At 70.6% G+C, this 19,445-nt stretch carries 13 protein-coding genes and 1 other RNA gene; 9 read left to right on the top strand and 5 right to left on the bottom strand.

Annotated elements, in window-relative coordinates; all coding sequences use genetic code 11:
* Positions 1-56: 56 nt before the first annotated feature.
* Together Q9R28_RS04040 and Q9R28_RS04035 are read left to right on the top strand one after the other, a co-directional pair.
* Positions 57-1,796 carry a hypothetical protein gene (locus Q9R28_RS04040; RefSeq protein ID WP_066654797.1) on the top strand — a complete coding sequence of 580 codons (1,740 nt, stop codon included), beginning with the start codon at positions 57-59 and terminating at the stop codon, positions 1,794-1,796.
* Positions 1,793-2,797, top strand: coding sequence for a tetratricopeptide repeat protein (locus Q9R28_RS04035; RefSeq protein ID WP_311205519.1), 1,005 nt, complete (start codon positions 1,793-1,795; stop codon positions 2,795-2,797). The genes Q9R28_RS04040 and Q9R28_RS04035 overlap by 4 nt, the downstream gene beginning before the upstream one ends.
* A 232-nt stretch (positions 2,798-3,029) precedes the next feature.
* Here Q9R28_RS04035 and glgB read toward each other — a convergent pair whose 3' ends face one another.
* The 3 genes from glgB to glgX form a co-directional block, all read right to left on the bottom strand.
* A complete protein-coding gene (gene glgB / locus Q9R28_RS04030) occupies positions 3,030-5,717 on the bottom strand; it encodes a 1,4-alpha-glucan branching protein GlgB (protein ID WP_311205518.1) in 2,688 nt (895 codons plus the stop codon).
* Positions 5,714-7,714, bottom strand: a complete 2,001-nt coding sequence (locus Q9R28_RS04025; RefSeq protein ID WP_311205517.1) for an alpha-1,4-glucan--maltose-1-phosphate maltosyltransferase — start codon at positions 7,712-7,714, stop codon at positions 5,714-5,716. Before Q9R28_RS04025 ends, glgB begins: the two co-directional genes overlap by 4 nt.
* Positions 7,715-7,867: 153 nt before the next feature.
* Positions 7,868-9,922, bottom strand: a complete 2,055-nt coding sequence (gene glgX, locus Q9R28_RS04020; RefSeq protein WP_311205516.1) for a glycogen debranching protein GlgX — start codon at positions 9,920-9,922, stop codon at positions 7,868-7,870.
* 60 nt (positions 9,923-9,982) lie between these two features.
* Between glgX and Q9R28_RS04015 the strand changes: the two genes are divergently transcribed.
* Complete coding sequence (locus tag Q9R28_RS04015; RefSeq protein ID WP_311205515.1) at positions 9,983-11,146, top strand: cysteine desulfurase family protein; 1,164 nt, start codon at positions 9,983-9,985, stop codon at positions 11,144-11,146.
* A 161-nt stretch (positions 11,147-11,307) separates the two neighbouring features.
* Here Q9R28_RS04015 and Q9R28_RS04010 read toward each other — a convergent pair whose 3' ends face one another.
* The gene (locus tag Q9R28_RS04010; protein WP_311205514.1) at positions 11,308-12,798 is read right to left on the bottom strand and encodes a PD-(D/E)XK nuclease family protein; all 1,491 of its coding nucleotides are present in this window, start codon (positions 12,796-12,798) and stop codon (positions 11,308-11,310) included.
* 276 nt (positions 12,799-13,074) lie between these two features.
* Here Q9R28_RS04010 and prfB point away from each other — a divergent pair, with 276 nt between their 5' ends.
* The 6 genes from prfB (at position 13,075) to Q9R28_RS03980 (ending at position 18,086) form a co-directional block, all read left to right on the top strand.
* Entirely contained in the window at positions 13,075-14,184 is a 1,110-nt protein-coding gene (gene prfB / locus Q9R28_RS04005) for a peptide chain release factor 2 (protein WP_066654787.1), read from the top strand.
* Positions 14,185-14,256: 72 nt separating this feature from the next.
* Positions 14,257-15,015 (top strand): cell division ATP-binding protein FtsE, encoded by a 759-nt coding sequence (gene ftsE / locus Q9R28_RS04000; RefSeq protein ID WP_066654786.1) that lies wholly within the window; start codon positions 14,257-14,259, stop codon positions 15,013-15,015.
* Positions 15,012-15,926, top strand: a complete 915-nt coding sequence (ftsX, locus tag Q9R28_RS03995) for a permease-like cell division protein FtsX (RefSeq protein WP_209682249.1) — start codon at positions 15,012-15,014, stop codon at positions 15,924-15,926. The genes ftsE and ftsX overlap by 4 nt, the downstream gene beginning before the upstream one ends.
* A 213-nt stretch (positions 15,927-16,139) precedes the next feature.
* Entirely contained in the window at positions 16,140-16,616 is a 477-nt protein-coding gene (gene smpB, locus Q9R28_RS03990) for an SsrA-binding protein SmpB (protein WP_066654782.1), read from the top strand.
* 132 nt (positions 16,617-16,748) lie between these two features.
* Positions 16,749-17,126: a transfer-messenger RNA gene (ssrA, locus tag Q9R28_RS03985) on the top strand.
* A gap of 174 nt (positions 17,127-17,300) precedes the next feature.
* Entirely contained in the window at positions 17,301-18,086 is a 786-nt protein-coding gene (locus Q9R28_RS03980; protein ID WP_311205513.1) for a hypothetical protein, read from the top strand.
* A gap of 53 nt (positions 18,087-18,139) precedes the next feature.
* On the opposite strand, the gene Q9R28_RS03975 is transcribed toward Q9R28_RS03980, so the two are convergent.
* Positions 18,140-19,444 (bottom strand): LLM class flavin-dependent oxidoreductase, encoded by a 1,305-nt coding sequence (locus tag Q9R28_RS03975; RefSeq protein WP_311205512.1) that lies wholly within the window; start codon positions 19,442-19,444, stop codon positions 18,140-18,142.
* Position 19,445: the final 1 nt, after the last annotated feature.

Raw genomic sequence — 19,445 nt, 5'->3', positions numbered from 1 at the left:
GGAGCGCTGATTCGCGCGCCGATCCCCCCACCCCCGGCGCGGTAGGGAGAAGATCCGTGCGATTCGTCCTGGCGATCGTCAGTTTCGTCATCGGTCTGCTGCTCGTCGGTCTCGCGGTCGGGCAGCGAACCGTGTTCGCGCCACCCTCGTCGCTCGTCGCAGAGTCCTCGAGCACGGCCTCGGCCCCGGTGACCGTGATCCCGGGGTCGACGCTCAACGCGAACCCCGGGTACCAGCGCATCGACGTCTCGGGTTCCGGGACGGTGTTCGCGGCCTACGGCAGGACCGCCGACGTCGACGCGTGGATCGGTGACGCGAAGCACACCACCCTGCGCTTCGACGCCGAGCAGGACCGCCTGGTCGGCCGCACGACGGGATCGGCCGACTCCGTGCCGGACCCGAAGGGCAGCGACCTCTGGTACCAGGAGTGGGACGGTGCGGGGCGGTTCACCGTCCGGTTGCCCGCCGACGTCTCGGTCGTGGTGCTCGCCGACGGGTCCGACGCCGCGCCGACCGACGTGTCGGTGACCTGGCCGCGGGACACCGCGACGCCCTCCGTCGGTCCGCTCCTCGTCGCGGGCGGACTCTTCCTGGTCGGTGGCGTCGCGCTGCTGGTCTGGGCGTTCCTGCACCAGCGTCGTGGTCGTGGTCCGCGTCGCCGCAGCGGCGGGTCTCGTCCGCCGCGCGTGCGGGCGTCGCGTCGCGCAGCCGCCGCGGGGGCACAGGTGCCGGTCCGCGGTCGCCGTGGCCGTCGTTCCCTGGTGGCCGTGCCGATCGTGCTCGTGGGGGCGCTCGGTCTCGCGGGCTGCTCGTCGGACTACTGGCCGCAGGGCGGTGGCTCCGGGGCCACCCCGACGCCGACCGCCTCGGCCACCGGCGCCGCGGACTCGACCGAACCGACCGCTGCGACCGAGCAGCAGATCCGCCGGATCGTCGAGCGGGTCGCCGAGGTCGCGTCGAAGGCCGATGCCGACCGTGACGCGACGCTGCTCGAGACCCGCTTCACCGGGGCCGCCCTCGACTTCCGCAAGGCGAACTACGCGATCCGCGAGAAGGACACCGACGTCGAGACGCCGCCCGCGATCTCGGCCGGTCAGGTCTGCGTGGCGCTCCCGCAGCAGACCGACAGCTGGCCGCGCACGATCTTCACGGTCGTCGCCGAGGACTGCTCCGCGAAGACCGCTCCGCAGGCCCTCACCCTGGTGCAGGACAGCGCGCGCGACGACTACAAGGTCGCCTACGACGTGTCGCTCGAGGCCGCTGCGGAGATCCCGAGCCTGGCGCCGACGTCGATCGGTGCGGCACGGCTCGCCGGGGACACGAAGCTCCTGCGCATCGCGCCCGACGACATCGCAGCCGCGTACGGCGACGTGCTGGCGAAGGACTCGGACAGCGACTCCGCCTCGCTCTTCGCCTCCGACGGCGACGGTCTGCGCTCGACGATCGGCAAGGCGTACAAGGACAAGAAGGCCGAGTCGCTGCCGGACACCGCGAAGATCGAGTACTCGTCCGAGGTGCCCGACGACGGCGCCGTGGCGATCGCCACGGACGGCGCGGGTGCGCTCGTGTCGGCCTCGCTCGACGAGGTCGAGAAGGTGACCCCGACCGCGGCCGGCGCCGAGGTCAACACCGAGGGGGCGGTCAAGGCCCTCTCCGGCGTCGACTCGAGCACGAAGGGGATCAGCGCGACGTACAGCGTCCAGCTGCTGTTCTCCGTGCCGCCGGTCGGCAGTGATGAGAAGGTGGTCCTGCTCGGGTTCACGCAGGGCCTGACCGCAGCGAGTGAGGTGCAATGACCAACGTCCCCCCGACCCCGTCCGGTCTCCGCGGAGCCGTCGACCTGTCGTCCCTCGTCGACCGCGCTCAGCGGCCGACGCAGCAAGCGGGTGCTCCCACCGGAGGCCCGGGCGCAGCCGCGGGCACCGGCGGCGCCGGCGCCGCTGCCGGTCCCGATGCCGACCTGACCGTCCCGTCGCTCGTCATCGACGTCACCGACCAGAGCTTCCAGGACGTCCTGCAGCTCTCGTCCGTCGTCCCGGTGATCGTCGACATCTGGGCGGAGTGGTGCGGGCCGTGCAAGCAGCTCTCGCCGATCCTCGAGCAGCTGACCGCGGAGTACGACGGTCGCGTGGTGCTCGCCAAGGTCGACGCGGACACCAACCCGCAGCTCGTGCAGGCGTTCCAGGCGCAGTCGATCCCGACCGTCGCCGCCGTGATCGGTGGCCGGCCGCTCGGACTCTTCGTCGGTGCGCTGCCCGAGGCGCAGGTGCGCGACGTCTTCGAGCAGGTCGTCGCCGCTGCCGAGCAGAACGGCGTGACCGGTCGGGTCACCGTCGACGGCGCTGCCGAGACGGAGCCCCAGGGCGAGCCCGCTCCCGAGCCGCTGCCGCCGCACCACCAGGCAGCGTACGACGCCATCGAGCGGGGCGACTACGCCGCCGCCGTGCAGGAGTACAAGACCGCGATCGCGCAGGACCCGAACGACCAGATGGCCGTCGCCGGGCTCGCGCAGGTCTCGTTGCTCGACCGATTGAACGGTCGCACGGCCGACGAGCTCCGCAGCGCCGCGGCCGCGGCGCCGCAGGACGTCGAGGCGCAGATGGCCGTCGCCGACCTGGACGTCAGCGGAGGGCACGTCGAGGACGCCTTCGGGCGGCTGCTCGACCTGGTCCCGACGGTGTTCGGTGCGGACCGTGAGACGCTGCGCGTCCGGCTCGTCGAGTACTTCGAGCTGATCGGGGTGGACGACCCGCGTGTGGCCGCGGCACGGCGCCGTCTGGCGAGCGCACTGTACTGACCAACGCGCCACCGTCGGCCGGTACGAGACGCCGGCGTCAGTGCGAGACGCCGCAGGAACCACGAGACGCCCCCGGGAACGGGGGCGTCTCCTGTGTTCGGGGGCGTCTCGCTCGGCGTGCACCGCGGACGACACGGGCGGACGACACGGGCGGACGACGGACGGGAGGCCCGGTGCCAGCTGGCACCGGGCCTCCCGTCCGTCCCGTGGTCGCGTCCGCGCGGCGGCGGGGTCAGTCGGCCAGTCGCAGCCAGACCGCTCCCAGCGGCGGGACCACCAGGTGGGCCGAGGCCGGGCGGCCGGCCCACGGCGTCTCGTCGGCCGTGACCGAACCCATGTTGCCGACACCGGACCCGCCGTACTCCGTGGCGTCGGTGTTGAGCACCTCGTGCCAGGTGCCCGCAGCGGGCAGCCCGAACCGGCGCTCGACGGGTACCCCGGAGAAGTTCACGAAGACCGCGAGGCGGTCGTCGCCGTCCTTGCGGAGGAACCCGAGCGTCGAGTGCGGCGCGTCGCCGCCCTCGATCCACTCGAAGCCCTCGGGCGAGGAGTCGTGCGTCCACAGCGCCGGGGTCTCCTTGTAGACGCGGTTCAGCGACGCCACGAGGTCCTGCACGCCGAGGTGTCCCGGATCGTCGAGGAGCCACCAGTCCAGCCCCCGGGCCTCGGACCACTCCGACGGCTGGGCGAACTCCTGGCCCATGAAGAGCAGTTGCTTGCCGGGGTGCGCCCACATGAACGCGAGGTACGCCCGGACGTTCGCGAGCTTCTGCCACTCGTCGCCGGGCATCTTCCCGTAGAGCGAGCCCTTCCCGTGCACGACCTCGTCGTGGCTGATCGGCAGGGTGAACTGCTCACTGAAGGCGTAGACCAGCGAGAACGTGATCTCGTCGTGGTGGTACGCGCGGTACGCCGGGTCACGCTCGATGTACTGCAGCGAGTCGTGCATCCAGCCCATGTTCCACTTCTGGCCGAAGCCGAGCCCGCCGGCGCTCGTCGGCTGGGTGACACCGGGCCACGAGGTGCTCTCCTCGGCGATCATCACGATGCCGGGGTAGCGCTTGTAGGCCGTGGCGTTCGTCTCCTGCAGGAACGAGATCGCCTCGAGGTTCTCGCGACCGCCGTGGATGTTCGGCAGCCACTCGGTGCGGGAGTAGTCGAGGTACAGCATCGAGGCCACGGCGTCGACCCGCAGGCCGTCGATGTGGAACTCCTCGAACCAGTAGAGCGCGTTCGCCACCAGGAAGTTGCGGACCTGCGGGTGCCCGAAGTCGAACACGAAGGTGCCCCAGTCGAGCTGCTCACCGCGACGCGGATCCGGGTGCTCGAACAGCGCGTAGCCGTCGAACTTCGCGAGTGCCCACTCGTCCTTCGGGAAGTGTCCCGGTACCCAGTCCATGATCACGCCGATGCCGGCGCTGTGCAGGCGGTCGATCAGGTAGCGCAGGTCGTCCGGCGTGCCGAAGCGCGCGGTCGGAGCGTAGTACCCGGTGACCTGGTAGCCCCACGAGCCACCGAACGGGTGCTCGGCGAGCGGCAGGAACTCGACGTGGGTGAACCCGAGGTGCTGCACGTGGCCGATGAGCGCATCGGCGGCCTCGCGGTAGGAGAGCCCGGGGCGCCACGATCCGAGGTGCACCTCGTAGACGCTCATCGGCGCATCGTGGGTCGTCGTCTGCGCTCGACGCTCCATCCAGGCGGTGTCGCCGTCGGACCACGTGTGGTCGGAGGCGGTGACGACCGAGGCGGTCAGCGGCGGGACCTCGGTGCGTCGGGCGAACGGGTCCGCTCGCTCGACCCAGCCGGAGTCGGTGAGGATCTGGAACTTGTACCGCTGCCCGACGAGGGCGCCGGGCCAGAAGAGCTCCCACACGCCGAGGTCGTTCAGGCGACGCATCGCGGTGGTGCGGCCCTCCCACCCCTCGAAGTCCCCGATCACGCGGACGGCGGTGGCGCGGGGTGCCCACACGGTGAACGCGACGCCGTCGACGCCGTCGACGGTGCGGACGTGCGCGCCGAGGTGCTGCCAGAGCTGCTCGTCACGGCCCTCGCCGAACAGGTGGAGGTCGAGCTCGCCGATGGTCGGCGCGAAGCGGTAGGCGTCGTCGGTGGTCCACGTCGCGTCGTCGGCGTCGGTGGACTCGTCGAGGTCGTAGTCGGCCTCGACGCGGTACCGACCGAGCGTGCCGGTCGTGGCGCCCGCCCAAAGACCGTCGCCCTCGTGGGTCAGTTCGACGTCGTCGCCGTCGGGGCGCACGATGCGGACGGCCGTCGCGAGGTGCCGGACGACGCGCACGCTCGTGCCCCCGTCCACCGGGTGCGGACCGAGCACGTCGTGCGGCTGGGACCAACGGCCCTCGGCCACCTGCTGGCGGAGCCAGTCCTCGACCGGCGCCGGCCGGGGAGCCGCTCCCGAGGTCGGGGCAACGTCGGAGCCGCCGGCGGGCGCTGCGTGCTGCGGTGCCGCGGGCTGTGGTGCTGCGGACTCGGGTGCTGGGACGAGGTCCGCCGCGGTCGCCGTCGCTCCCGGTGCCGCCGAGCGTCCACCCTCGGAGAGCGGTGCGTCCGCGCCGTCCGCCGACAGACCGGTCGGATCCGTGGGCTCCGGGCCGGTCGGTGCCGGGGAGCCGTCACGAGCTGCGCCGGCGAGGGTCGCCGACTCCGGGACCCCGCGGTCCGGCGTCTCCTTCGCCACGGGCGCGGCGCCGGGGAGGTCCTCGTGCGGTGCCGAGACCCGTGGCTCGTACCGGGGGGCCGGTTGGTCGGCCGGCGGGACCACGCCCGGGGCACGGGAGCGGGTCACGGGCGGCGGCGGGGGCGGCACCGGCGGGACGCTCGGCCCCTGGCCTCGGTCCGGGGTGGCGGGGGTGGGACGGTCGGAGCCCATCGGCGGGGTCCCCTTCGGGTCGCTGTCGGTCATCGGACGGGTCCCTCCACGACGAGCAGGTGCACGGGCTCCTGGAAGGCGTCGAGGCGGACGTAGTTGGACGAACCCCACTCCCAGCGCTGCCCGGTGACGACGTCGCGGACGACGAACGGCTGCTCGTTCGGCAGCCCGAGCGCGGCGAGGTCGAGGTGCACGGTGGTCTCGCGCGCCGAGTGCGGGTCGACGTTCGCGACGACGATGACCGTGTCCGCGCGGCCCGACCGGATGAACTCGGCGGGCAGGTGCTTCGAGTAGACGACGATCGCCGGGTCCTCGGCGTCGTGGACGTGCAGGTTCCGGAGCTGACGCAGCGCGGGGTGGGCCTGACGGAAGCGGTTGAGCATCGTGACGTACGGCGCGAGGCTCGCGCCCTCGGCCTCGGCCAGGGCGAAGTCGCGCGGCTTGTACTCGTACTTCTCGTTGTCGATGTTCTCCTCGGACCCCGGGCGTGCGACGTCCTCGAAGAGCTCGTACCCGGCGTACATGCCCCAGGTCGGCGCCCCGGTCGCGGCGAGCGCGGCGCGCACCTTGTAACCGGCGCGACCGCCGAACTGCAGGTACTCGGTGAGGATGTCGGGGGTGTTCACGAAGAGGTTCGGGCGCAGGTAGGCGCTCGTCTCGTGGCTGAGCTCGGCGAAGTAGTCCTCGATCTCCTCCTTCGTGTTCCGCCACGTGAAGTACGTGTACGACTGCTGGAACCCGGCCTCGGCCAGGGCGCGCATCATCGCCGGGCGGGTGAAGGCCTCGGCGAGGAACACCGTGTCCGGGTGCTGGTCGCGGACCTCGCGGATGACGCGTTCCCAGAACCAGAGCGGCTTGGTGTGCGGGTTGTCGACGCGGAAGATGCGGATCCCGAACGCGATCCAGTGCTCGAGGACCCGCAGGACCTCGGTGACGATGCCCTCGGGGTCGCTGTCGAACTGGATCGGGTAGATGTCCTGGTACCGCTTCGGCGGGTTCTCGGCCGTGGCGATCGACCCGTCCGCCCGGACCGTGAACCACTCGGGGTGCTGGTCCACCCACGGGTGGTCGGGGGAGCACTGGAGTGCGAAGTCGAGCGCGACCTCCATCCCGCTGTTCTTCGCCGTCTCGACGAAGACGCGGAAGTCGTCCTCGGTGCCGAGGTCGGGGTGGATCGCGTCGTGCCCGCCCTCGGGACCACCGATCGCCCACGGGCTGCCCGGGTCGTGCGGTCCCGGGGTGAGCGTGTTGTTCGGGCCCTTGCGCGCCGTGGTGCCGATCGGGTGGATCGGCGGGAGGTAGACCACGTCGAAGCCCATGCGCGCGACGGCCGGGAGCCGGCGGGCCGCGGTGCGGAAGTCGCCGCTCCTCCACGAGCCGTCGGCGTTCTTCTTCGCCCCTTCGCTGCGGGGGAAGAACTCGTACCAGGCGCCGACGCCCGCGCGCTGCCGCTCGACGTCGAGGAGCTGCGTGGGGGAGTGCGTCCGGAGCGAGGTCAGCGGGGAGTCCTCGACCTCACCCGTGATGCGCGGGTCGTCGACGGCCGCGAGGCGCTCGGTCGGCTCGAGGTCGGTGTCCCGCAGCTGCTCGGCCGCGCGGACGGCGGCGCTGGAGTCGGTCTCGGCGGCGAGTCGGTCGAGCAGGACGGCGCCGTCGAGGAGCGTCGCCTCGGTGTCGACACCGGCGGCGATCTTGAGCCGGGCGGCGTGCAGCCACGTCGCCCAGTCGTCGGAGAACGACTCGACGTGCCACGTCCAGACGCCGACGTGGTCGACCTGCACGGTGGCCTCGTAGCGGTCCGTGCCGGGGGCGCCGAGCAGCATCGGCACGGTGCGTGTGCCGCCGTCCGGGCGTTCGAGCACGAGGTCGGCACCGATGACCCCGTGGCCCTCGCGGAAGACGGTCGCGCCGAACGTGATCACCTCGCCGTCGAACGCCTTGCCCGGGAACCCGTTCGGGGTCGTCGGCGCGAGCTGGGTGATCGGGATGCGTCCGATCTTCGGTCGGCGGGGTCGATCTGCGGTGGCCACGGAGGCGACGCTACCCGGCCGGAGCGCTCGCGTTCCCCGGAACGCGTTCCCTGTGCAGTGTCGGGCGCGTCACACGGCCTGTGCAGGACGCGCACGTGCGGGCTCCGTCGCCCGTTCCTTCCCCGGACGGTCGCGCGGAGGGCCACGACCGCCCTACGCCACCTCGAAGACGTGGATGCCGGGGCCGTACGCGGTGAAGACCTGCCCGCCCGGCCGGAGCCGCTCGTGGTCGCGGTGCTTCTCGCTCGACCAGGCCAACCGGTACCCGAGCACGTCCTGGCGCGCCGGCAGCGTCAGGTCCCGCGTCCGCCCGCTGCCGTGCACGACCACGAGCACCCGGTCGAACGGCTCGTGCTCCGGGGTCGACTCGGCGAAGTACTGCACGACCCGGTGGATGGGTTGGTCCCACCCCTCGGGGGTCATCGGCTGCCCGTCCGGTCCGTACCACGCCATGCGCGACGCTCCGGGCGTCTCCCGCCCCTCGACCCCGAAGCGCGTCGGCCGGAGCGCCGGGTGCGCTGCGCGCAGCCGCGTGAGCGCCGCGACCGCCTCGGTCATCGCCTCGGCGTCCTCGTCGTCCGACCAGTCGACGGCGGTCAGGTCGTCGGACACGACGTAGGCGTTGTTGTTGCCGTGCTGCGTCCTGCTGCGCTCGTCGCCGGCGGTCAGCATCGGGATGCCCGCCGAGAGCATCAGGGTGCCGACGAGGTTCCGCATCGACCGGCCCCGGGCGGCACGCACCCCGCGGTCGGCCGTGTCGCCCTCGATCCCGTGGTTGAACGAGCGGTTGTCGTCGGACCCGTCCCGCCCGTCCTCGCCGTTCGCCTCGTTGTGCTTGCGGTCGTGCGAGACGAGGTCGAGCAGCGTGAAGCCGTCGTGGGCCGTGACGAAGTTGACGCTCGCGAGGGGGCCGCGCTCCTGGCCGAAGGTGCCGCGGGACCCGGTGAGCGCCTCGGCGAGCCGACCGATGCCCGCCTGCGGGGTGCCGTTCCGGCGTTCCTCGGCGACGTCGGTCAGCCAGAACTGGCGGACGGTGTTCCGGAACCCGTCGTTCCACTCGCTCGTGCCGGGGCCGAACGCCCCCGTGCGCCACCCGTCGGGACCGACGTCCCACGGCTCGGCGACGACGAGCACGTCCTGCAGGTCCGGGTGCTGCCGGATGCGCTCGAGCAACGGGTGCGCCGGGTCGAACACGTGGTGCTCGTCGCGGGCGAGCGCCGCCATCAGGTCGAACCGGAACCCGTCGACCTGCACCTCGCGCGCCCAGTAGCGCAGGCTGTCGACGACCATGTCCGCGGTGGCCTCGACCGAGGTGTCGAGCGTGTTCCCGCAGCCGGTGGTGTCGTAGTACGACGCACCGTCCTCGGTCCAGCGGTACCGCCCCGCCCCGTCGATGCCGCGCAGCGAGGTGGTGGGTCCGCCGGTGCCCTCCTCGGCGGTGTGGTTGTAGACGACGTCGAGCAGCACCTGGATGCCCGCCTCGTGCAGGAGTCTCACCATGCCCTTGAACTCGCGGAGCACCGCGGAGGCACCCGCGGCACGGGCGTCCGACGAGGCGTGGGCCGCGTGCGGTGCGAAGAACCCGAGGGTGTTGTAGCCCCACGCGTTCTCGCGACCGGCGTCCCGGAGCCACGCCTCGGTGTCGAACGCGTGCACGGGCAGCAGCTCGAGGGTCGTCACGCCGATGCGGCGCAGGTGGGCGATGGTGCTCGGGTGCGCGACGCCGGCGTACGTCCCGCGCAGGTGCTCGGGGACGTCGGGGTTCGCAGCGGTGAGCGTGCGGACGTTCGCCTCGTACACGACGGTCCGGTCCAGGGGGACGTCGGGCTTCGGCACACCGCCCCAGTCGAAGGCATCGTCGACCACGACGCTCGTCCACCGTGGGCCGCCGCTCCCAGCGGCCGTCGCCGCGGGGACGATGCCACGCGCGTACGGGTCGAGCAGCGGTCGCGCGGGGTCGAACGCGTGGCGGGGTCCGTCCGGACCGTCGACGAGCAGGTGGTACCGATCGCCCGGCCGCACGTCCGGCGTCTCCGCCGCCCACCGGTCGGTGCCGTCGGTCCGCGACAGGACGTGGCGGGTCTCGACACCGTCGGCGTCGACGACCACGAGGGTCACCGCGGTCGCGGAGGCGGAACGCACCGAGAAGCGGGGCACGCCGTCACCGAGGCGGAAGCCGGGGGTCTCGTCGATCGCGGTGCGGTGCATGACGACCAGGGTACGAGGGGCCGGAGGTATCCTGTGAACGCACACGGAAGGGGCGCAGTCATGCCGGTCTACCTCGACCACGCGGCGACGACGCCCATCCTGCCCGCGGCGCTCGCCGCGTTCACCCGGGCCCTGGCCACGGTGGGCAACCCGTCGTCGATCCACAGCGCCGGCCAGCGCGCGAAGATGCTGCTCGAGGACGGTCGCGCCGCGGTCGCCCGGTCGCTCGACGCGGAGCCGGTCGAGGTCGTCTTCACCTCCGGCGGCACCGAGAGCATCAACCTCGCGGTCAAGGGGCTGTACTGGGCGCGGCAGCAGGACCGTCCGCGGCCGCGCATCGTCGTGCCGGCGGGCGAGCACCACGCCACCGTCGACACGGTCGAGTGGCTCGAGCGCCACGAGGGCGCCGTCGTCGACGTGGTCCCGCTGGACTCGCAGGGTCGCGTCGACCTCGTCGGCCTGGAGGCACGGCTCGCCGACGCCTCGGACGTCGCCCTGGTCACGTTCCTGTGGGCGAACAACGAGGTCGGGACCCTGCAGCCGGTCGACCGCATCGTCGAGCTGGCGCACGCCGCCGGTGTGCCGGTGCACAGCGACGCCGTCGCGGCGTACGGGCAGGTCCCGGTGTCGTTCGCGGCCTCCGGCCTCGACGCGCTCAGCGTGTCGGCGCACAAGATCGGTGGGCCGGTCGGGATCGGCGCGCTGGTCCTCGGGCGCCGTGCGACGGTCGAGCCGCTCATCCACGGCGGTGGCCAGCAGCGACAGGTCCGCAGCGGGACGCAGGACGCCCCGGCGGCGGCGGCCTTCGGTGTCGCCGCGGAGGCCGGGCTGCACGACGCGTCGGCCCTGCGCGACCGGCTCGTCGCGGGGGTCCTGGAACGCGTTCCGAGCGCCGTGCTCATGGGCGACCCGGTCGACCGGCTCCCCGGCAACGCCCACTTCACCTTCCCCGGGTGCGAGGGCGACTCGCTGCTGTTCCTGCTCGACGCGGCCGGGGTCGCCGTGTCGACCGGGTCCGCCTGCCAGGCCGGCATTCCCGAGGCGTCGCACGTGCTGCTCGGCATGGGCCTGTCCGAGGACGAGGCCCGCGGCGCCCTGCGCATCACGCTCGGGCACACCTCGACCGAGGCCGACGTCGACGCCTTCCTCGCCGCACTGCCCGACGCGGTCGCCCGGGCCGGCGCAGCCGGCCTGGCGTCCCGGACGCCTCTGCTCGGACGCTGAGCCGGTCGCCTGGCAGCCAGCAGCTCAGCATTGCGCAGCCGGCCGGCCGCGGGCAATCGATCGACGTGCTGTCCGGTCGGTCGGCGGATGTCGCTCTGAAGGGCTCGGTGCTCGTGCTCGGCGAACGCCCGGCGCCGCCGGCGTCAGTCAGGTCCTCCTCGCTACGACGCTTCAGAGATCGGGTAGCCGAGCGCCACGAAGTGTCGGATCAGCGGCAGATGGATGTTGCGCCCCGCTTGCGCTGCGCTCCTGTACCCGAGCTGCCAGGAGACTCGGTAATGTCCGTCGTCGAGCAGCAGAGGCCCCATCTCGTCGCGGAGAGCCACCTCGCGCGCCCGGTACCGCGCTGCAGCGGCAGGCGAGTACGCGTGGACGTCCGGATCGATGATGATGTCCGCCCCGGTGAAGCTGTTCCCACGCGGAGTGCCGACGACGCGCGCGATGACCGCTCCGAACTCCCTCGAGAAGTCCGACACGGTCGTGGCTTCGTGCTCCTGCGCGAAAGCGAGCGCGATCTTCTGCAGCAACTCGATCTTCGTCAACTTGCGAGCACGATCGTCACCCCAGAAGAATCGTGATGTGTCGTTCGAGACCCGCTGCGGACGGTGATCCCAGATGTACTCGATGAGGCGACTGAACTCAGCCTCCGACAGCGCGTGACCAGTCAGGAGGTCGTTCAACGCGTCAAGGGTTGCGATGACATTGACCGGATCAGTGCGAGAAGTCTCGAGGTACTGGTCGTCTCCCAGGCGTCGGTGTTCCTCGTCGACGTAGCCCAGTGCGTTCGCAAGTCCCGCGAGCTCTGGTGCGAGCGACGACGCACCGATCGTGGGGGAGTCTGCAGGATCTTCGCCCTCGAACAGGCCGTGGATGTCTTGGTCGAGCTTCACGTGGTAGCGGCGGTGGATCGCACGTCGGAAGTCTCGGACAATCTTCTCTGCATCACTGCTACCGCTTGCCGACAGTGCGCTTTCTGCGTCCGCCAGAAGTTCTTCGAGCTGCTCGTACGACAGCGTCTGGAAGTCGGGATCCTCGGCGGTGTCGCCGGTGCGGGGGGTCAGGTAGACGAAGTACCTACCGGACTCCGGGACGTTCCGGTAGTGGCCGGCTTCAGCTTCCCAACCGTCAGCCCGCTTGTGGAGACGGCCCTTCTCCTCGGAGTCGAGCGAGGAAACGTCGATGGCCGTGTGGATCGATCCGAAGTCCCCACGGATAACCCAGTTGTACCAACGGGTCTGTCCGACATTGAGCCCGCTCCTGGCGTGTTCGATGGTGTCGGTCTTGTTCTCGATCACCAGCGTCGTCAACGGTCGGCCCTGTTCGTCGTGATCGACCAACAGGATGTCTATGTTGCGCCATTCGCGAGGGTGCACCCGCGCGCGCGGCGAGATCACGGGTACGACCTCGGGACCGAAAGCGGCGTTGACGAAACTCTGAGCAAAGGAAGGTCCGAGTCCGTGACTCCCTTGCGGATCGAGGAGCCAACCGATCATCTTGCTGTACCGGATCTCGCCTGCAGCGTCGCCGTAGTCGACCACGTCCCAGAAATTGGCGATGGGGTTCAGTACGTCCCTCACGACCGCGGAGCTGTCGCCCTCGATGAGTCTTGCAAGAGCGTCAGCAACTTCATCGATCCGGTGTTCATTGTCCACGGATGTCTCCCCTCGATCCGACCGCTTCGGCACTGTTGGGACTATCTCACGTTTGGTCGGCGCCTCGGTGCTCCCACACGGCGTCCCGGGAACAGGCATAGGAACGTCAGCCGATGGTGTCGACATGGCCGTCCTGGGCAAGCGGTGGGGCGACGACTCCCGGCGAGATGCGCTCCGGTCGACCGCGATCCGGTTCGCCAGCCCCCGACTCGTGCCCGGGCTCGCGCTGAATGGTCGGTCGGCTGCGCGCCACGTGCGCCGGTAGGATCGGTGACCATGGTCGAACTTGACTTCACCGAGCAGCTGTCCGCCCTCCGCGAGACCTTCGGCAACATCCGCTCGGTCGTCGACGTCGACCGCCTCCAGCGCGAGATCGCCGAACTGAGCGAGCAGGCGGGTGCCCAGGACCTGTGGGACGACGTCGAGCACGCGCAGCAGGTGACGAGCGCGCTCTCGCACAAGCAGGCCGAGCTCCGGAAGATGACCGACACCGAGCAGCGCATCGACGACCTCGAGGTCCTCGTCGAGATGGCGAACGAGGCCGACGACGCCGACTCCGCGGCCGAGGCGCAGGACGAGCTCAAGGCCATCCAGAAGACCATGGGCGACCTCGAGGTGCAGACCCTCCTCGACGGCGAGTACGACGAGCGCCCCGCGGTGATCACGATCCGCGCCGGTGCCGGCGGTGTCGATGCGGCGGACTTCGCCGAGATGCTCCTCCGCATGTACCTGCGCTACGCCGAGCAGCACGGCTTCAAGACCACCGTCATGGACACCTCCTACGCGGAGGAAGCGGGCATCAAGTCCGCGACGTTCGAGGTCGACGCGCCGTACGCCTTCGGCACGCTCTCGGTCGAGGCCGGCACGCACCGCCTCGTCCGCATGTCGCCGTTCGGTGCCGCGGGCAAGCGCCAGACCTCGTTCGCCGCGGTCGAGGTCATCCCGCTCATGCCGGAGACCGCGGTCATCGACATCCCGGAGAACGACATCCGGGTCGACGTGTTCCGGTCCTCCGGCCCCGGTGGCCAGTCGGTCAACACCACGGACTCCGCCGTCCGCCTGACCCACCTGCCGACCGGCACCGTCGTGTCCATGCAGAACGAGAAGTCGCAGATCCAGAACCGCGCAGCCGCCATGCGCGTGCTGCAGTCGCGCCTGCTGCTCCTGAAGAAGGAGGAGGAGAACGCGAAGAAGAAGGAGCTCGCCGGCAACATCACGGCGAGCTGGGGTGACCAGATCCGCTCGTACGTCCTCGCGCCGTACCAGATGGTCAAGGACCTCCGGAGCGAGCACGAGGTCAACAACCCGTCGTCGGTGTTCGACGGGGACCTGGACGGCTTCATCAACGCGGGCATCCGCTGGCGCAAGCAGGGCGACGATTCCTGAGCGAGCTCGCGGGGGAGTCGAGCCGCGCGCCTCGGTTGACTTCCGGCCCACCCGACCTAGCCTGATCCGGTCATGATCAAATTCGACCAGGTCACCAAGGTCTACTCGGGCAACCCGAGTCCCGCGCTCGACGACCTCTCCCTCGAGATCCTCAAGGGTGAGTTCGTCTTCCTCGTCGGCGCGTCCGGCTCCGGCAAGTCGAGCTTCCTCCGCCTCGTGCTCAAGGAGGAGAAGCCGACCCGCGGGCAGATCCACGTGCTCGGCCAGCGCCTCGGCGCGCTGTCGTCGCGCAAGGTCCCGTACTTCCGCCGCAACCTCGGTGTGGTCTTCCAGGACTTCCGGCTCCTGCCGAACAAGAACGTCTTCGACAACGTCGCGTTCTCGCTCCAGGTGATCGGCAAGAGCAAGGGCTTCATCAGCGAGGCCGTCACCGACGTGCTCAAGCTCGTCGGCCTGGCCGGCAAGGCCACCCGGATGCCGCACGAGCTCTCCGGCGGTGAGCAGCAGCGCGTCGCGATCGCCCGTGCGGTCGTCAACAAGCCGGCGATCCTGCTGGCCGACGAGCCGACCGGCAACCTCGACCCGACCACCTCGGCGGGCATCATGGCGCTCCTCGAACGCATCAACCAGGGAGGCACCACCGTGCTCATGGCGACGCACGACGCCAGCATCGTGAACCAGATGCAGCGCCGGGTCATCGAGCTCTCGAACGGCACCGTCCTGCGCGACGAGCAGTCCGGCGGGTACCAGACGCAGGCGCTGCCGATCCAGCGAGGCTCCGGCGTCTCGAACACGACCGGCATCCAGACGATCCCGGGGCTCATCCGATGAGGCTCGGGCTCGTCATGTCCGAGGTCGGCTCGGGCCTGCGGCGCAACGCGTCGATGGTGGTCTCGGTCGTCCTGGTGACCTTCATCTCGCTCACCTTCGTGGGCACGGCGATCCTGCTGCAGATGCAGATCAACCAGATGAAGGGGTACTGGTACGACCGGGCGCAGGTCGCGGTGTACCTGTGCACCGACACCGACACCACCGGCAACTGCACCGGCGCCAAGGCGACCGAGGACCAGCGCGAGCAGGTCCAGGCGCAGCTCGACTCGTCCACCCTGAAGCCGTACATCGAGAAGACGTACTACGAGGACCAGGACCAGGCGTTCACGCGGTTCAAGGAGCAGTTCAAGGACTCGCCCGCGACCGAGTTCGTGAAGCCGGAGTACCTCAACGAGACCTTCTGGGTGAACCTGAAGAACCCGTCGCAGGCGGACGTGCTCGTCGAGAGCCTGTCGAAGGTCGCCGGCGTGCAGAGTGTCGTCGACCAGCGCGGGTACCTGCAGCCGATCTTCAACCTGCTCAACGCATCGTCGTACACGGCGATCGGCATCGCGTCGCTGATGCTCGTTGCGGCCGTGCTGCTCATCGCGACCACCATCCGACTCTCGGCGTTCAGCAGGCGACGTGAGCTCGGCATCATGCGCCTGGTCGGGGCGTCGAACCGGTTCATCCAGACACCCTTCGTGCTCGAGGGGGTGATCGCCGCCGCGATCGGAGCGGTGCTCGCCGGTGGCGCGATCACCGCAGTGGTCTGGTTCTTCGTCCGGAACTACCTGGCGCAGCGGTTCTCCGGCACCGCCTTCATCGGCATGAGCGACGCGGCCGTGGTCGTGCCCGCGGTGATCGTGATCGGCGTGCTCCTGGCCGGGGTCTCGGCGCTCATCGCGATCCGCCGGTACCTGCGCGTCTGACCCGGCCCGAGCGGCGGTCGATCGTCCGGCGCGAGGCTCGCCGTGGCGGACATCTTCGCGGTGGTCCTGCCAAGAACGTGTCCGCATGCGCGAGCCTCGGGTCGCCGACGCACCGCGGCGCGCCGGGAAGGTGCGCCGCGGTCGTCGTGTTCACTAGGCTGTAGGGCTGCGCAGCAGCACCGGGGCCCGTGCCCGGTCACGAAGGGAGTCACCATGGCGAAGGAACGCGGCGAGAAGATCGTGGCGACCAACCGTCGCGCGCGCCACGACTACCTGATCGAGGACACGTACGAGGCGGGCATGGTGCTCTCGGGTACCGAGGTGAAGTCCCTCCGCGAGGGGCGGGCCTCACTCGTCGACGGCTACGCGTTCATCGACGGTGGCGAGGCCTGGCTCGACTCCGTGCACATCCCCGAGTACACCGAGGGGACGTGGAACAACCACGCGCCGCGGCGGAAGCGCAAGCTCCTCCTGCACAAGCAGCAGATCGTGAAGATCTCGCACAAGACCGCGCAGGGCGGGTACACGCTCGTGCCGATGAAGATCTACTTCCACGACGGCCGGGCGAAGGTCGAGATCGCGGTCGCCAAGGGCAAGCGCGAGTTCGACAAGCGTCAGGCCCTGCGCGAGAAGACCGACAAGCGCGAGGCCGAGCGCGCCATGCGCTCGCGCAACCGCCTCGGCGAGTGAGCGCGGCGGGGTGAGCCCTCGGCGAACGTCGGTGGCGTCGTCCAGCACACCCCGCTAGGCTGGGGTCCGCTCCTCACGGGGAGCATTGGCAACTCAACAGCGTGACAGCGGCTCGCACGTCACGGCCCGTACGGGGATGATCGGTTTCGACATTGCCTGTGTGCCGACGGGAAGCGGGCCGAGGACCCACGGTCATCTCGTGAACGATCCGTGGAAAACAACAAGTGCCAATTCCAAGCGCACTGACTTCGCTCTCGCTGCGTAAGCAGCCCAGCACATGAAGTCCGTCGGCCAGGTGATCGTCTTCTAACCTGAGTTCCGGCGTCATCCAGAGGACTTGCTGCACGGTTGCGCCTCAGGGCCGTGCGGGACTTGCACTGAGACTGGGCCCGTCGTCCTAGAAGCCGGTAGCAAAGGACGGGGCCGAGCAGAACGACTCATCCGGATACGCCCGTAGAAGACGTCGAACCGCAGCGATGGACGGGGGTTCGATTCCCCCCATCTCCACCAACGCCGTGCCGTCGAGCCGCTGTCGCGCTGATCGAACCGAGATCGCCACCCGAACGCCCCGTCGTCGTCCCCCAGGACGGCGCCGGGGCGTTCGTCGTTCCCCCGGGGTCCCGGACTACTGTCCGGAGCGAGCGCGGGGCTGGTCCTGCGTCGAGCCGACCGGGAGGGCAGCACGTGGTGCAGGAGATCGCGATCCGAGTCCGTCTGCGCGAGCAGGACCGTCTGGGACTGGCGGAGTACGAGCGGATCGTGGGGTCCGTCGCGACCGTCGCCGCCGTCGTCGCCTGGCTGCCGACGCCCGGGTCACGGCTCGTCGTCCGCGGTCGTGGTGCCGAGCCGGTGCGCCTCGAGACGGTGTCGTACGGCACCGTGTTCGAGATGCTCGTCGTGCTCGACCAGCGCTCGGCCGCGGTGGAACGGGCAGCGTCGGCGGTGGCCGCGCTGGTGACGTCGGTGCGCGACGAGCACGTCGAGGACGACGTCGCGGGCATCGCCGGCGAGTTCGACCGCCTCGATCGGTCGGCGCCGCGTGGTCGCTCGGCGGTGGAGCTGGCGCTGCGTGGGTTCCTCGAGGGAGCCCGGGCCGACGTGCTCGCACGGAGGACCACCACGCGGGTCCGTGCTGCCCAGGCGCTCCTGCGGCTCGCCGAGGACGGGGCGGAGCTCGTGGTGGAGCGGGTCGAGGACGCCCTGGCACCCGTGGTCGAGGAGCAGCAGGTCGACGTGCTCTCGGACACCGGCACGTCCGTCGTGGTCGAGCCGGTCGACGGGATCGCGCCCTCCGGTGTCCGCGCCTCGCGCCCGGTGGTCGACGACGACTTCCCGGCGGAACAGCCCGGCGAGCAGGACGAGGGCAAGAAGACCAAGGACAAGGACGAGAAGCAGTCCGACAAGAAGAAGAAGGACAAGAAGAAGAAGGACAAGAAGAAGAAGTCCGGCAAGAAGAAGGACAAGAAGTAGTCCGACAAGAAGAAGTCCGACAAGAAGCAGTAGGACCACGCGGTAGGGCCGGGTCAGAAGTCGAACAGGTTCGCCCGCAGGCCGCCGTCGCCGTACTCCCGGCGCAGCAGCCCCCGGCGGCGCAGTGCGGGCACGAGGTCGCCCGTCAGCCGGTACACCTGCGCCGGGTGCAGGTCGCCGGACAGGATGAACCCGTCGTTGTCCGCGTCCGCCCCGAGCTCCTCCACGAAGTCCGCGAACTCCTCGGCCGTCCCGACGAACCCCTCGCGCGCGCTGATCCGCCCGAGCCGGGCCTTCCGGGTCAGGAGTTCCCGGAGGGGCGCGTCCGGCGTGTCCCCGACCAGACCACGGACCGTGCCCGCGGACACGTGGTCGCCGAAGGTCCCGTCCGGGATCGGTGCGTCCAGGTCGAGGGCGAGCAGATCCGTCTCGGAGTCGCTCGACCACGCGACGGCGGCGGCCCGGAGATCGGCATCCGACGGGTGTCGTGACGCGGCGACGACCCGCTCGGCGTCCTCGACCGAGGGCACCAGGACCGGCTTGAGCACGAACAGCACCCGCAGGTCGTCCGCGCTGCGCCCGGCGTCGGCCGCGGCGGTCAGCACCCGGGACCGGTACGCACGGACCGCCTTGGCCGTCAACGGTGCGAGTGCGAGCTGCACGTCCGAGTGCGTCCCGGCGAACCCGAGCCCGCGTCCGGATCCGCCGGGGGAGACCACGACCGGGTCAGCGTCGAGCGGGAGCGCGTTGAGCGGGCCGTCGGCGGTGAAGTACGCGCCCTCGTGGTGGAACGCGTCGAGTGCGTCGCCGTCGGCGAAGTGCCAGTCCGTCGGGTCCCCGACGTAGCCGTCGCTCCACGAGTGCCAGAGCCGTCGGAGCAGCGTGATCCACTCCTCGGCGCGGTCGTACGCGGCGTCGTGCGGGAGCGGTGCCGCACCGACGTGCCGGGCGCTGCCGGTGTCGGTCACGACGTTCAGCCCGAAGCGGTCCGAGGACAGGTGCGCGAGTGTCGCGGCCTGCCGCGCGGCGAGGTACGGCGGTGTGATGCCGGCGTTCACCGTCGGTGCGATGCCGATGTGCTGCGTCACCGCGAACAGGTACGGCGCGAGCAGCAGCGGGTCGTGCTTCGGACCGCCGTACGCCTGCCGGATCCGCAGATCGAGGGTCGCCGGACTGCCGAGGGAGATCGCGTCCTCGGCGATCACGAGGTCCATCCCCGCCTGCTCGAGCGCCCGGACGGACTGCTGGTACAGGTCGGGCTTCGTCCAGTCGTGGCCCCAGTCCCAGTCGGACCGTCCCCAGGCCTGCGGGCCGAACCCCCGCGAGAAGAAGTACCCGAAGTGCTGCAGATCGCCCACC

The sequence above is a fragment of the Curtobacterium sp. BRD11 genome (assembly GCF_031844345.1).
In the GTDB taxonomy this organism is placed as follows: Bacteria; Actinomycetota; Actinomycetes; order Actinomycetales; family Microbacteriaceae; genus Curtobacterium.
The sequence above is the reverse complement of the archived record's forward strand: the minus strand, read 5'-3'. Positions and strand labels throughout refer to the sequence as shown.

Bases quoted from the DNA above. Each gene is read 5' to 3' on its own strand.
- Q9R28_RS04035 (WP_311205519.1), top strand. From the start codon at position 1,793: ATGACCAACGTCCCCCCGACCCCGTCCGGTCTCCGCGGAGCCGTCGAC.
- glgX (WP_311205516.1), bottom strand. From the start codon at position 9,922: ATGCACCGCACCGCGATCGACGAGACCCCCGGCTTCCGCCTCGGTGAC.
- smpB (WP_066654782.1), top strand. From the start codon at position 16,140: ATGGCGAAGGAACGCGGCGAGAAGATCGTGGCGACCAACCGTCGCGCG.
- glgB (WP_311205518.1), bottom strand. From the start codon at position 5,717: ATGACCGACAGCGACCCGAAGGGGACCCCGCCGATGGGCTCCGACCGT.
- ftsX (WP_209682249.1), top strand. From the start codon at position 15,012: ATGAGGCTCGGGCTCGTCATGTCCGAGGTCGGCTCGGGCCTGCGGCGC.
- prfB (WP_066654787.1), top strand. From the start codon at position 13,075: ATGGTCGAACTTGACTTCACCGAGCAGCTGTCCGCCCTCCGCGAGACC.
- Q9R28_RS04015 (WP_311205515.1), top strand. From the start codon at position 9,983: ATGCCGGTCTACCTCGACCACGCGGCGACGACGCCCATCCTGCCCGCG.
- ftsE (WP_066654786.1), top strand. From the start codon at position 14,257: ATGATCAAATTCGACCAGGTCACCAAGGTCTACTCGGGCAACCCGAGT.